At 72.6% G+C, this 12472-nt stretch carries 12 protein-coding genes; 5 read left to right on the forward strand and 7 right to left on the reverse strand.

Annotated features, from left to right (window positions below; genetic code table 11):
• The 4 genes from AB1578_16685 to AB1578_16700 all read right to left on the reverse strand — a co-directional run.
• Positions 1-811 (reverse strand): hydroxyacid dehydrogenase (locus AB1578_16685; protein ID MEW6489539.1); only part of this gene is annotated, 811 nt, incomplete at its 3' end.
• A gap of 34 nt (positions 812-845) precedes the next feature.
• A complete protein-coding gene (locus tag AB1578_16690) occupies positions 846-1862 on the reverse strand; it encodes an RluA family pseudouridine synthase (GenBank protein ID MEW6489540.1) in 1017 nt (338 codons plus the stop codon).
• Between the two features lie 86 nt (positions 1863-1948).
• Complete coding sequence (locus AB1578_16695; protein ID MEW6489541.1) at positions 1949-2338, reverse strand: hypothetical protein; 390 nt, start codon at positions 2336-2338, stop codon at positions 1949-1951.
• Between the two features lie 264 nt (positions 2339-2602).
• Positions 2603-2752, reverse strand: a complete 150-nt coding sequence (locus AB1578_16700; GenBank protein ID MEW6489542.1) for a hypothetical protein — start codon at positions 2750-2752, stop codon at positions 2603-2605.
• Between the two features lie 271 nt (positions 2753-3023).
• Here AB1578_16700 and AB1578_16705 point away from each other — a divergent pair, with 271 nt between their 5' ends.
• Genes AB1578_16705 through AB1578_16715 form a run of 3 tightly spaced genes read left to right on the forward strand, consistent with a single transcriptional unit; the run spans position 3024 to position 5964 of the window.
• Positions 3024-3248 carry a hypothetical protein gene (locus tag AB1578_16705; protein MEW6489543.1) on the forward strand — a complete coding sequence of 75 codons (225 nt, stop codon included), beginning with the start codon at positions 3024-3026 and terminating at the stop codon, positions 3246-3248.
• Positions 3245-4708, forward strand: a complete 1464-nt coding sequence (locus AB1578_16710) for a TolC family protein (protein MEW6489544.1) — start codon at positions 3245-3247, stop codon at positions 4706-4708. Before AB1578_16705 ends, AB1578_16710 begins: the two co-directional genes overlap by 4 nt.
• 2 nt (positions 4709-4710) lie before the next feature.
• On the forward strand, positions 4711-5964 hold the full coding sequence (locus tag AB1578_16715; GenBank protein MEW6489545.1) for a copper oxidase: 1254 nt from the start codon (positions 4711-4713) through the stop codon (positions 5962-5964).
• A gap of 15 nt (positions 5965-5979) precedes the next feature.
• Here AB1578_16715 and AB1578_16720 read toward each other — a convergent pair whose 3' ends face one another.
• Positions 5980-8391, reverse strand: a complete 2412-nt coding sequence (locus AB1578_16720) for a heavy metal translocating P-type ATPase (protein MEW6489546.1) — start codon at positions 8389-8391, stop codon at positions 5980-5982.
• A gap of 232 nt (positions 8392-8623) precedes the next feature.
• Between AB1578_16720 and AB1578_16725 the strand changes: the two genes are divergently transcribed.
• Both AB1578_16725 and AB1578_16730 read left to right on the forward strand, forming a co-directional pair.
• Positions 8624-10045 (forward strand): radical SAM protein, encoded by a 1422-nt coding sequence (locus AB1578_16725; GenBank protein ID MEW6489547.1) that lies wholly within the window; start codon positions 8624-8626, stop codon positions 10043-10045.
• Positions 10046-10244: 199 nt separating this feature from the next.
• Positions 10245-10832 (forward strand): Uma2 family endonuclease, encoded by a 588-nt coding sequence (locus tag AB1578_16730; GenBank protein ID MEW6489548.1) that lies wholly within the window; start codon positions 10245-10247, stop codon positions 10830-10832.
• A gap of 233 nt (positions 10833-11065) precedes the next feature.
• Here AB1578_16730 and xth read toward each other — a convergent pair whose 3' ends face one another.
• Both xth and AB1578_16740 read right to left on the reverse strand, forming a co-directional pair.
• Entirely contained in the window at positions 11066-11854 is a 789-nt protein-coding gene (gene xth, locus AB1578_16735; GenBank protein MEW6489549.1) for an exodeoxyribonuclease III, read from the reverse strand.
• A gap of 133 nt (positions 11855-11987) precedes the next feature.
• Positions 11988-12320, reverse strand: a complete 333-nt coding sequence (locus AB1578_16740; protein ID MEW6489550.1) for a hypothetical protein — start codon at positions 12318-12320, stop codon at positions 11988-11990.
• Positions 12321-12472 lie beyond the last annotated feature (152 nt).

The following is a 12472-nucleotide window of genomic DNA, read 5'->3' on the forward strand; positions in this document are numbered from 1 at the left end:
GCGCCCCCCGGGGGGGCGGCTCCACCTCGAAGACGTCCAGGGCGGCCCCACCCACCCGGCCCGAGGCGAGCGCCTCGGCCAGGGCCGCCTCGTCCACGATGCCCCCCCGGGCGCAGTTGACCAGGAGGACCCCGGGCTTGACCCGGGACAGGGCGTCCCGTCCCAAAAGCCCCCGGGTTTCCGGGGTGAGGCCGGTGTGGACCGTGAGGAAGTCGGCTTCCGCCAGCAGGCGCTCCAGCCCTGCCGGTTCCACGCCCAGCCGCGCTGCCCGCTCGGGGGGCAGGTAGGGGTCGTACCCCAGCACCCGCATGCGCAGGCCTACTGCCCGCTCGGCCACCGCCGAGCCTACGCGGCCCACGCCGATGATGCCCAGGGTCTTGCCCTTTAGCTCCCGCCCCAGGAACTTCGACTTCTCCCAGCGACCCTCCCGCATCGCCGCCGACGCCTGGGGGATCTTGCGCGCCAGGGAAAGCAGCAGCGCCAGGGCGTGCTCTGCCGTGGTGACCACGTTGCCCCCCGGGGCGTTGACCACCGCGATTCCCAGGTGCGTCGCCGCCCCCAGGTCGATGTTGTCCACCCCGATGCCGGCGCGCCCCACCACCCGAAGCTCGGTGCCGGCGGCCAGGGCCTCCGCCGTGACCCGCACGTTGGAGCGCACCACCAGGGCGTGGTAGCCGGCCACCGCGGCCGTGAGCACGCGGGAATCCCGGATGTCCTGGACCACCACCGAGAACCCCTGGTGCCGGGAAAACCGCTCCAGGGCCTCGGGGCCGAGGTCGCAGGTGACGAGGACGCGATAACCGGAGGCCATGGGAGATTCCTCCTTCCAGGGATGGGGCACGCGATCAGGAGGCCGCCGGCGCGGCGAGCCCCAGGTGGGCGAGGCAGCGCTCCAGGTCCTCCGGGAGCGGCGCGGCAAGCTCCAGGGGCTCACCCGTGCGGGGGTGGGGCAGGCGCACGCGCCAGGCGTGCAGAAACATCCGGTCCAGGCCGGCTGCCTCCAGCAGCGCCCGGTCGAAGTCGGGGTCTCCGTAGCGGAGGTCGCCGGCGACCCCGTGCCCTGCCCCGGCAAGGTGCCGCCGGATCTGGTGGGTGCGCCCCGTGACCAGGTCCACCTCCAACAGGGCGGCCCGAGGCGGGAACTGGGTCTGCTCCCGCAGGCGGTAGCGGGTCACCGCCGTCTGCAGGGTTTCCCGGAGCTTCGGGTGATCTGGAGGCAGGCGGTTGCGGTCCCGGGAATCGGGGTAACGGGCCAGGGGCTGCCGGAGCTCGGCCTCGGGGGGATCGGGACAGCCGCGCACGAGCGCCAGGTAGGACTTGCCCACGAGCCCCTTCTGGAAGGCGCGCCCCAGGCGGCGCTGGGCCGAGCGGGTGCGGCCCACGAGCACCACCCCGGAGGTGCCGATGTCGAGCCGGTTGGCCAGGGCGGGCTGGAAGGGGTCGGCGGGCGTGACCCCCCAGTAGGCGCGCACCCGGTCCAGCAGGGTGTCGCCCGAGCGCTTGAGCCCCGGGTGGCTCGCGCATCCCGGGGGCTTGGAGGCGGCCAAGAAGTCGGCGTCCTCCCATACCACCCGAAAGGGCCCGGCCGCTGTCTCGACCCGGGCGTCCCGGAGCAGCGGCGTGGCGGGCGGGTGCCGCGGCGGCCGCAGGAGGACCACCGTGAGAACGTCGCCCTCGGCGACCCGTCCCAGGGGATCGCAGCGCCGCTCGTTGCGCAACAGCTCGCCCCGACGGGCCTTGCGCAACACCTCCCGGGGCCCGACCTCGGGAAATGCCCGGCGAACGGCCGCAAAGGCCGTCTGCCCGGCCCACGCGCTCCCGATGCGAAGATGCCGGGCCACGGCAACCAGGTCCTCGGCCACGCCCTCTCCAGGCCCGGAGCAGGAAGCCGGAGTAACGGTCGGGAAACGGGCGCGTGATGCGGGGGACGCTGCCGTGTGGGCTGGGATCACGCCCCCGCCGCCTCCCGGAGCCAGGGGGGATCGAAGAGGTCCTTGCTCGCCACGAGCCCCCGCTCCAAGAGGAGGTCCAGGACCACCACCCCCCCGCACGGGTTGGCCTGGGCGGGGACAACGGGGCTGCGGTACCGGCAGTTGTAGGGGTAGTACTCGCACCGGGTGCAGATCGTGCGCAGCAGGAGCGAATCCGCGCGCAAGGGGAGCACGGGCCTGGCGCCCCGAAGCTTCTCCAGGGCGTCCAACACCGCCTCGTCGGCACGAATCCGCTCCAACAGCCACGCGTGACCGCCGCACCGTCGGCTCTCGCCCTGCCAGGGCTTGAAAAACCGGCAGTGCTCTGCGCACACGAGCCGTTCCATCCGTTCCTGCTTGGATCGCATCGTCCCCTCTCCCCGGCCAGCGCGGGCACCCCAGGCCGCTCCACGATGCCAGTACGGTACCAATCCGGGCGAGGGTGTCAACCGTTCTTTCGGTTCCGGCTCGGCGGCGAGCCCTGGAGGCGGGGTCCTCGCAGGGTTGGGGCGCGGCCGCCGCCTCGGGGGGCAGGGGATCGAGCGCGACTCGGAAAAGGAAAGCGACGCCGGCATGGAGTCACCGTGCCGGCGTCGACGGCTGGAGGAGCGGGTGGGCCGCTCCCCACGGGGTTACGGCCCGAGCTCCCAGGGGGTGAGCACGCGGGTCTGGGAGGTGGGCCCCTCGGTGCACCCGCAGCTTCCTTTGGCGCTGGCGGCCAGGGTCGTGCCGGCGGTGGCGAGGGCGACAAGGGCGACGAGGGCAATCAGGGTCTTTCTCATGGCAGACCTCCTTTGGTTGGGGGCGAGTGGGATCGCCGCGTTTGGCATAGGTGAAAAGCAGGAGGCGTGCCAACCGGTGGGGGCGAGTCACAAGTTGCTGGTCGCGTTGGACTTTTATCCCCCTGTCGGGGCGCGTCCCCCGGGGTCCCTGTGTTCGCACATGCTGAATAGTCTCGAGAGCTGCACACTCCTGTACACCCTCGGGCTTGCCCCGGCCGCCGGAGGCGGTACCCTGCCTTGGCGTGCGTGCTCGGCGAAGAGGGGAGGTTCGGTGCGAAAGATCGCGATCGTGCTGGGGGGGATGGCCTGGGCGTGGGGGGGGTGCGCCGCGGCGCCCGTGTCGGTGCCCCTGCCCCACGGACACCCGGCCGACCCTGCGTCCGAGGAGTCCCCATTCGTTGCGCCGGCAAACCCCTTCGCGAGCGCGGCACAGGCCGAAGACCCCGAGTTGGAGCCGCCCGCGCCCCACCAGGGCCACGGAGGGCACCGGCCGTGAGAGCTCCCGTCGCCGGGGCGGTCGGGTGCCTCGTGGGGGCGGCCCTGGCGGCGGGCTGCGCCCACGTACCCCCCGACGCCGGGTTCGCGGACGTGGGGCGCGCCGTGGCCGAGCGAAGCTCCTACGAGGCCGTCTGGCACCGAGCCCCGGGCGAGCCGCCCGAGGTGGGCCGCGCCCTCGATGCCCTGCTCGCCGCGCCCCTCACCGCGGATGCCGCTGCGCGCATCGCCCTCCTCAACGACCCGTCCCTCCAGGCCGCCTACGAGGACCTCGGGATCGCCCAGGCCGACGCGGTCCGGGCGGCGCTTCTCCCCAACCCCACCCTGGCGGCCTCGGTGCGCTTCCCCGACGCGGAGCCCCGCCGGCCCAACTGGGACCTGGGGGTGAGCCAGAGCTTGCTCGACGTGCTCCTCCTGCCCGCCCGCCGGGCACTCGCGGAGGACCGCTTCGAGGGGGCGAAGCTCGAAGCCGCCCACCGCGCGCTGGCTGCCGCTGCGGCGGCAAAGGGGGCATACTACGAGGTGATGGGGGCGGCGCGGGTGGCGTCCGCCCGCCGGCAGGCAGCCGAAGCGGCGGCTGCGGCCCTGGAGCTCGCCGAACGGATCCGCGGAGCTGGAAACCTGAGCGACCTGGAGCTCGCCCGGGAGCGGGACCGCGCGGCTACCGCCCTGGTCGCGTCGGCCGAGGCAGATGCCCGAGAGGCGGCGGCGCGGGAGGCCCTGAGCGTGCGGCTGGGGCTCTGGGGGCACCGCACCGCCTGGACCCTCCCCGACCGCCTCCCGGAGCCTCCCCCCGCCGAACCTCCCCTGGAGCACCTGGAGTCCGAGGCGGTGGCGTGGCGGCTCGACCTGGCGGCGGCCCGGATCACGGTCGGGGCCCGCGCCCGGGCCCTGGGGCTCGCGGTGGACTGGCGGTGGCTCGGCTCCCTGGAGTTTGGGGTAGGCGGGGAGCGGGAGACGGGGGGCGGCTGGCTCCTGGGGCCGAACGCCGCGGTGGAGCTCCCCCTCTTCCACCAGCACCAGCCCGAGATCGCCGCTGCCCAGGCCCGGCTGCGCCAGAGCCAGCAGGAGCTCGCCGCCCTGGCGATGCGGGTGCGCGGGGAGGTGCGCTCCGCCCGGGACCGGCTCCTGCGCCGGCGGTACCTGGCCACCCACTACCGCGACGGGGTGCTCCCCCTGCGGGAGGAGATCGTGGAGCTCACCTTGCGGGAGTACAACTTCATGCTCGCGAGCCCCTTCGACCTCCTGGCCGCCCGCCGCGCCGAACTGGAGGCCCGGGAGGCCCACGCCGAGGCCCTGGCCGGGTACTGGAAGGCGCGGGCCGAGCTGGAGCGGGCCGTGGGCCGGGAGATCCCCCTTCCCCCGGCGCCGCCGCGGCCCGGGGAGGCGGAAGCCGAGGAGTTCTTTCGTGCCCTGCCCCCGGCCCCGGCGCCCGGGCACCCCCGTCACCACGGAGGCTGACCATGTCCACCGGGCTCACCCGCCGCGAGGTGCTCGCCTCGGCTGCCCTGCTGGCCGGAGCGCCCGGCCTGGCCCGGGCTGCTTCCGGTTCTCCCGGATCTCCTTCCACTGCCGGCGCCTACGTGCCCGTGGTGACCCCCAACGGGAATACCCTCCCCTGGGTGATGAAGGACGGGGCGAAGGAGTTTCACCTGGTCGCGGAGCCGGTGGAGCGGGAGTTCGCCCCCGGCATGCGGGTGAAGGCCTACGGGTACAACGGCAGTACCCCGGGCCCCACCATCGAGGCGGTGGAGGGGGACCGGGTGCGCATCCTCGTGACCAACCGCCTCCCGAGCCACACGACGATCCACTGGCACGGGGTCCTGCTGCCCAACGGCATGGACGGGGTGGGGGGGCTCAACCAGCCCCACATCCCCCCGGGGGAGACCTGGGCCTACGAGTTCACCCTGCGCCAGTCGGGCACCCTCATGTACCACCCCCACGCCGACGAGATGCTCCAGCTCGCCATGGGAATGATGGGGTTCTTCATCGTCCACCCCCGGGAGCCCTCCGCGCCTCCCGTGAACCGGGACTTCGCGCTCATGACCCACGCCTGGGCGATCCACCCGGGCACGTTTCGGCCCGACCCTTCCGTCATGCTCGACTTCAACCTCTTCACCTTCAACAGCGTGGTCTTCCCCGCCACCGAGCCCCTGCTCGCCCGCACGGGCGACCGGGTGCGCATCCGGCTCGCGAACCTGAGCATGGACGAGCACCCCATCCACATCCACGGCCACCACTTCTGGGTCACCGGCACCGACGCCGGCCCGCTGCTGCCCACGGCCCGGTGGGCCGAGACCACGATCCAGGTGCCCGTGGGCAGTACTCGCGACATCGAGTTCGTGGCCGACAACCCCGGCGACTGGGCCTTCCACTGCCACAAGTCCCACCACACCATGAACCCCATGGCCCACGGGCTGCCCAACTTCCTGGGGGTGAGCCAGGAGGGCCTGGAGGAGCGCATCGGGGCGCTCGTGCCCGGGTACATGGCCATGGGGGAACATGGGATGGCCGAGATGCAGGCGATGGCGGCCCACATGCCCGGGCCGCGCAACACCCTGCCTATGATGATGGGGGATGGCCCTTACGGGAACATCGAGATGGGCGGCATGTTCACCATCATCAAGATCCGCGACGACCTCGAGAGCTACGACCGGGACCCGGGGTGGTACCGGCAGCCGCCGGGGACGGGGGCCTACAGGGTACAGGGGGGGTGAGGCCCGGGGCCGCGCTCAGACCTTGGCGGCGCGAAGCCGTAGCGCGTTTCCCACCACCGAGACGGAGCTGAAACTCATGGCCGCGGCGGCGATCATGGGGCTCAGGAGGAGGCCGGCAAAGGGGTAGAGCACACCCGCAGCGACCGGCACCCCCAAGGCGTTGTAGACGAAGGCGAAGAACAGATTCTGGCGGATGTTGCTCATGGTCGCCCGGCTCAGGGCGCGCGCCCGGACGATGCCCCGCAGGTCGCCCTTCACCAGGGTCACCCCCGCGCTCTCCATGGCCACGTCGGTCCCCGTTCCCATGGCGATCCCCACCTGGGCCTGGGCCAGGGCGGGCGCGTCGTTGATCCCGTCGCCGGCCATGGCGACGAAACGGCCTTGTCCCTGGAGTTCCTTGACCTTGGCGGCCTTGTCCTGGGGCAGCACCTCGGCGCGCACCTCGTCGATGCCGAGCGTGCGGGCCACGGCTTCCGCGGTGGTGCGACTGTCGCCGGTGAGCATGACGATCCGGATGCCTTCCGCGTGGAGCTGGCCGATCGCCTCGGGGGTCGACTCCTTGACGGGGTCGGCGACAACGAGAAGGCCCGCCGCCACGCCGTCCACCGCCACGTACATCGCGGTCTGGCCCTCGGCGCGCCGGGACTCCGCCCGCGCCGCCAGCGGCCCGGGATCGACCCCCAGCTCCGCCAGGAGCACCTGCGTGCCCAGTGCCACCGCCCTGCCCCCGACCCGGCCCGTGACCCCCTTCCCGGTGTGGGACGCGAAGTCCTCCACGGCTGCCAGGGCCACCTCCCGCTCCTCGGCACCTCGGACGATGGCCGCCGCCAGCGGGTGCTCGCTCCCCCGCTCCAGGCTCCCCGCCAGGTGGAGCAGCTCCGCCTCCTCCCGGCCTTCCGCCCGCTCCACCGAGACGAGCCGGGGCTTGCCTTCGGTGAGGGTCCCTGTCTTGTCCACCACGAGCGTGTCCACCCGGCGCAGGTGCTCGATCGCCTCGGCGTTCTTGAAGAGTACCCCCAGGGTCGCCCCCTTGCCCGTGGCGACCATGATGGACATGGGGGTGGCGAGCCCCAGTGCGCAGGGGCACGCGATGATGAGCACCGCCACCGCATTGATGATCGCGTGGGCCATGCGGGGTTCGGGGCCCACCAACGCCCATACGGCGAAGGTCAAGGCAGCGACGGCAACCACCGCGGGCACGAAGTAGCCGGCGACCAGGTCCGCCAGCTTCTGGATGGGGGCGCGGCTTCGTTGCGCGTCGGCCACCATCTGGACGATCTGGGCGAGCAGGGTCTCGGCCCCCACCCGCTGCGCCTCCATGATCAACGACCCGGTCTGGTTCATGGTGGCGCCGGTAACGGGGTCTCCGGGGGCCTTCTCCACGGGGAGCGGTTCCCCCGTGAGCATCGACTCGTCGACGCTGCTCCGGCCCTGGAGCACCACGCCGTCCACGGGGACCTTCTCGCCGGGGCGCACCCGCAGCTTGTCCCCCGCCTCGACCTCTTCGAGGGGAACGTCCTCCTCGCTCCCGTCTTCGCGGACGCGGCGGGCGGTCTTGGGTGCGAGACCGAGGAGCGCCCGGATGGCTGCGCCGGTGCGGCTGCGGGCTCGCAGCTCCAACACCTGCCCCAGGAGCACGAGCGTGGTGATCACCGCGGCGGCCTCGAAGTAGACCGCCACGTGGCCCTCGGCCCCGCGAAACGAGGGCGGAAAGAGCCCGGGGAGCACCGCGGCCACCACGCTGTAAAGGTACGCCACCCCGACGCCAAGCCCGATCAGGGTGAACATGTTGAGGCTGCGGTTGGCCAGCGAGTTCCAGAATCGCACGAAGAAGGGCCAGCCGCCCCACAGGACCACCGGGGTGGCCAGGACCAACTCGACCCAATTGAGCGCCTGCCGGGTAGCCAGGCCCGAGAGCCAGCCGGAGAGGCCCGGGACGTGGCCCCCCATGGCGATCACCAGGACGGGCAGGCTCAGCACCAGGCTCACCCAGAACCGCCGAGTCATGTCCGCGAGCTCCGGGTTCTCCTCCTCTACGGCCACGGTGCGTGGCTCCAACGCCATGCCGCACTTGGGGCAGGACCCCGGCCGGTCCCGCACAATCTCGGGGTGCATGGGGCACGTGTACTCGACCCGGCTCGCCGGCGCCGGGGGCTCCACCGGCTCCAGCGCCATGCCGCACTTGGGGCAATTCCCGGGACCCTCCTGTCTCACGTCGGGGTGCATGGGGCACGTGTAGACCGCGTCCTCGCTTGCCACGCCGTGGGGCCTCCGTCGGGGCGGCGCCGCACCTTCTTGCCCCCCGGAGCCCCCCTGGAACTTCTCCCGGCAGTGGGAGCTGCAGAACAAGATCGTCCGCCCGCCTCGCTCCAGTCGGTGCGGGGTCTCCCGGCTCACCTCCATGCCGCAGACGGGATCGGTAGCCATGGATTCTCACCTCTTCTCATACGGCCGGCGGTGGTGTGTGGTGGGGTGGTCGTCGGCCCGGGGGAGGGAAAGCCAGAGGGGTTCTACCATCATCCATCGGAAAGGCAAGGCGAAGAGGCGGCCGGCAGGGGGTGAGATCCCTGGCGCCGTCGGTTCTGGCCCGCCGGTTGACGGCCAAACCTCGCGGTGGTCAGATGGACTTCCTCCCCGAACGCCTGGCCGAGGGCGACCCATGCGCGTGCTCCTCGTCAATCCCAACCGGATCCGGCCGCCCGTCGCGCCCCTGGGCCTCGACTACCTCGCCGATGCCCTGGCCGCCCGGGGCGCCGAGGTGCGGGTGCTCGACCTGTGCCTGGAGCCGGAGGTCCCTGCGGCCGTGGCGGACGCCTTCGGCCCCGACGTGGTGGGGGTGACCCTGCGCAACACCGACGACTGCTACTTTGGCGGCCAGGACTTCTTCCTGCCCCAGATGGCCGAGGTGGTCGCCGAGCTCCGGGCCGCCACGAGCGCTCCGGTGATCCTGGGGGGAGTGGGGTTCTCGGTGATGCCCGAGGCCGTGCTGGAGCTCTGCGGGGCGGACCTGGGGCTTCGGGGAGAGGGGGAGTTCGGGTTCCCCGCCCTCGCGGCCCGGCTCGCCCAGCGGCGGCCCGTGGACGATCTGCCCGGGCTGGTGCGCCGTACGGGCTCCGGGTTTCGGGCGAACCCCTGCACCTTCGGCGACCTGGCGGAGCTCCCCTTCCCCTCCCGGCGCTGGATGGACAACGGGCGCTATTTCCGGGAGGGGGGCCAGCTCGGGTTCGAGACCAAGCGGGGCTGCGCCGGCAGGTGCACCTACTGCGCCGACCCCCTGGCGAAGGGGAACCGGGTGCGCCTGCATGCGCCGGAGAGGGTGGTGGCCGAGCTCCGGACTCTCCTGGCCCAGGGGGCAGACCACCTCCACACCTGCGACTCGGAGTTCAACCTGCCCCCCGACCACGCCCTGGCCGTGTGCGAGGCGATCTCGGCCGCGGGGATGGGCAGCCGGCTCCGGTGGTACGCCTACTGCGCTCCCCGGCCCTTCTCCCGCGAGCTCGCCCTCGCCATGGCCCGCGCCGGCTGTGCGGGGATCGACTTCGGGGCCGACCACGCCGACCCGGGCCAGCTCTCCCGCCTCGGCCGCGACCACGGCCCCGAGGACCTCCTCGGAGCGGCCGAGGCCTGCCGGGCGGCCGGGCTGCCCTTCCTGTTCGACCTGCTCCTGGGGGGGCCCGGGGAGACCCGCCAGACCCTGGAAGAAGCGATCTCGTTCATGCGGCGCGTCGACGCGCCCCGGGTCGGCCTCTCCGTGGGCGTGAGGGTCTACCCCGGCACGGCGCTGGCCCAGACCGCCCTCGCCCATCCTGAGGGGCTTCGGCCCCTGCCGGGGCCCGGCGGCCCCGACCTCGCCCGTCCTGCCTTCTACCTCTCCCCCGCCCTGGGCGACGAGCTCCCGGCCATCGTCGCAGAGCACGCGGGGAACGACCCCCGGTTCCTCTTCGCCGACCCGACGAAGAAGGAGCAGAACTACAACTACAACGCCAACCGGGTGCTCGAAGAGGCCATCGCCGCCGGGGCCCGGGGAGCCTACTGGGACATCCTGCGCCGCCTCGCCCAGGGCCCTCCTTCCCCTGTTTGACCGCCTGCCCCGCGCTCTGGAGGAGCCTGCTCCCGCAGGCGATGCGGCCCCGCAGGGCCGCACTGGACCGGCCTGCGGCCGGGTCGCCGGCAGGAGCCGGCTCCTACAAGGGCAATGCGGCCCCGCAGGGCCAGCCCGCCTTGACGGGCCCCCAGCGGGCGGGGATACTCCGGTGCACCCTCGTACCCGGAGGCCTGCCATGCCGCTACCCCAGCCCGCCGCGCCCATGACCCCCGACGAGTACCTGGGGTGGGAGCAGGGCCGTCCCGAGAAGAACGAGTACGTCGAGGGGCTCGTCTACGCCATGTCGGGGGCCACCGACGCCCACGTGACGATCGCGCTCAACCTGGCGGCGATGCTCCGTGCCCACCTGCGCGGCGGCCCCTGTCGGGCCTACGTGGCGGACATGAAGGTGCGGGTCGCGGCCGAGGGTCCGTTTTTCTACCCCGACGTCTTCGTCACCTGCGACGAGCTCGACCGGAAACGCGACCTCTTCAAGGAGCACCCCCTGCTCGTGATCGAGGTCCTTTCCCCGGGCACCGCGGCCTTCGACCGGGGCCGCAAGTTCGCCTGGTACCGCCGGATCGAGGACCTTCGCGAGTACGTGCTCGTGGACGCCGAGAGCCGAAGCGTGGAGTGCTTTCGCCGAAACGAGGAAGGGCGCTGGGTGCTCCACCCCTATGGGGAAGGGGAGCGCGTAGAGCTCGCGAGCGTGGGCTTCTCCTGCGGGATGGACGACGTCTACGAGGACGTGACCCTGCCCGCGGCGGCACCGACCCCGTCGTAGCCCCGCAAGGCGCAGCTTCGGGGATCGGCCGCCCGGGGCCAGGCCGAGCAGTACGCCGAGGCCCTGCCCAGCGACGAGGGCTGGCCGCCCTTCCTGGTGGTCGTCGACGTGGGCCACGTGGTGGAGCTCTTCAGCGACTTCACCGGCACGGGCAAGCGCTACCTGCCCTTCTCCGAAACGTCGCGACAGTGTCGTGATCCGACTTCGGGACTTGCGGAAACTCGAGTCCGGCCTCAACCCGCCGGCCCGAACTCGGCCCACACGGGGGCGTGGTCGGAGGGCTTCTTCCACTTGCGGGGGGTTTCGTCCACGTCGCTCGCGGTGCATCGGGCGGCGAGCGGTGGGGTGGTCCAGAGGTGGTCGATCCGCAGGCCCTGGTTCTTCCAGTACCCCCCGCCCCGGTAGTCCCACCAGGAGTAACGCCCCCCCTCCTCGTGGTGCCGGCGAAAGCAGTCCGTGAACCCGAAGGCGCGAAGCTCCTCCAGGGCTGCGCGCTCGGGCGCCGAGCAGAGCACGCTGCCTTCCCAGCCCTCGGGGTCGTAGACATCCCGGGCCTCGGGCGCCACGTTGAAGTCGCCGCACAGGATGAGGGGGGCTTGCGGGGAGCACTCCCGGTCGAGGTAGGCGCGCAACTCCCGAAAGAAGGCCAGCTTGAAGGCGTACTTCTCGCTTCCCACGGCCTCCCCGTTGGGAAGGTAGAGCGAGAGCACGCGCACGTTCTCCACCGTGGCCGCCAAGAGCCGCCGCTGGGCATTCAGGGGGTGGTCGGCGGGCAGGTGGGCCAGGCCGACGACGGGATCGGCGGGCGCGTCGCGGGCGAGCACCGCGACGCCGTTGTAGGTCTTCTGCCCCGCCACGGCCGCGAAGTAGCCGGCTTCCCGCAGGGGGTCGAAGGGGAAGTCCGCGTCCTGGACCTTGAGCTCCTGGAGGCAAAGGACGTCAGGCTTCGCGCGGTCGAGCCAGCGCAACAGGTGGTCGAGCCGCGCCCGCACCGAGTTGACGTTCCACGTGGCGATCTTCACGGGCATTTCCCCCTTTCCGGCAGGTCCGCCGGATCTGTCGGTCCCGCTGCCGATTTCGATGGGCACGGTGTACCCTCGCGCCCCGTGCCAGTCCGGGGCGCCTCCCCGATGCGCCACGGATGGTTGCGCATGGTCAGGCCCCCTCGGCTCTCCCGGCCCCCCCCGGGGGAGCGGCGGGCGGCGCCGCCTCTTCCGAGCGGAGTTTGGGGGCGAGATATCCGGCCTGGCCCATCCCCATGAGGGCCACCATGGGCCAGGGCACCTCCCAGAGGTTTCCTTCGAGGAGGCTCTTCGCCACGAAGAGGGTGAGGGTCAGCACGGTCCAGAAGAGCATCTGGGCCTTGGCGATGGCGACGCCGCCGCCCTCGTCCCGCACGAGCTCCGAGAGTTCGTGCGCGCCCCCGGGAGCCGGCGCGCGCTGAACCGCGCGGCCCGCGGCCAAGGCCTCCTGGTGGCGCTGGCGCACCCGAAAATAGTTGATTCCTCCGGTGGCGAGGGAGGGTAGAGCCTCAGGCCTCCCCGAACGGTACTGCGGTCCGCCCCCTGCGCAAGGTCCGGCCCCCGCGGAGGGAACGACGGTGCCCGTCTTCGGTTGCGCCGGCGACTTCCGGTCGCTAG

Source organism: Thermodesulfobacteriota bacterium (genome assembly GCA_040756475.1).
GTDB lineage: Bacteria > Desulfobacterota > Deferrisomatia > Deferrisomatales > JACRMM01 > JBFLZB01.

What these genes read in the sequence shown, in the direction of transcription:
- AB1578_16695 (MEW6489541.1), bottom strand. Translation starts at nt 2,338, where the DNA reads ATGCGATCCAAGCAGGAACGGATGGAACGGCTCGTGTGCGCAGAGCAC.
- AB1578_16725 (MEW6489547.1), top strand. Translation starts at nt 8,624, where the DNA reads ATGCGCGTGCTCCTCGTCAATCCCAACCGGATCCGGCCGCCCGTCGCG.
- AB1578_16700 (MEW6489542.1), bottom strand. Translation starts at nt 2,752, where the DNA reads ATGAGAAAGACCCTGATTGCCCTCGTCGCCCTTGTCGCCCTCGCCACC.
- AB1578_16720 (MEW6489546.1), bottom strand. Translation starts at nt 8,391, where the DNA reads ATGGCTACCGATCCCGTCTGCGGCATGGAGGTGAGCCGGGAGACCCCG.
- AB1578_16730 (MEW6489548.1), top strand. Translation starts at nt 10,245, where the DNA reads ATGCCGCTACCCCAGCCCGCCGCGCCCATGACCCCCGACGAGTACCTG.
- AB1578_16715 (MEW6489545.1), top strand. Translation starts at nt 4,711, where the DNA reads ATGTCCACCGGGCTCACCCGCCGCGAGGTGCTCGCCTCGGCTGCCCTG.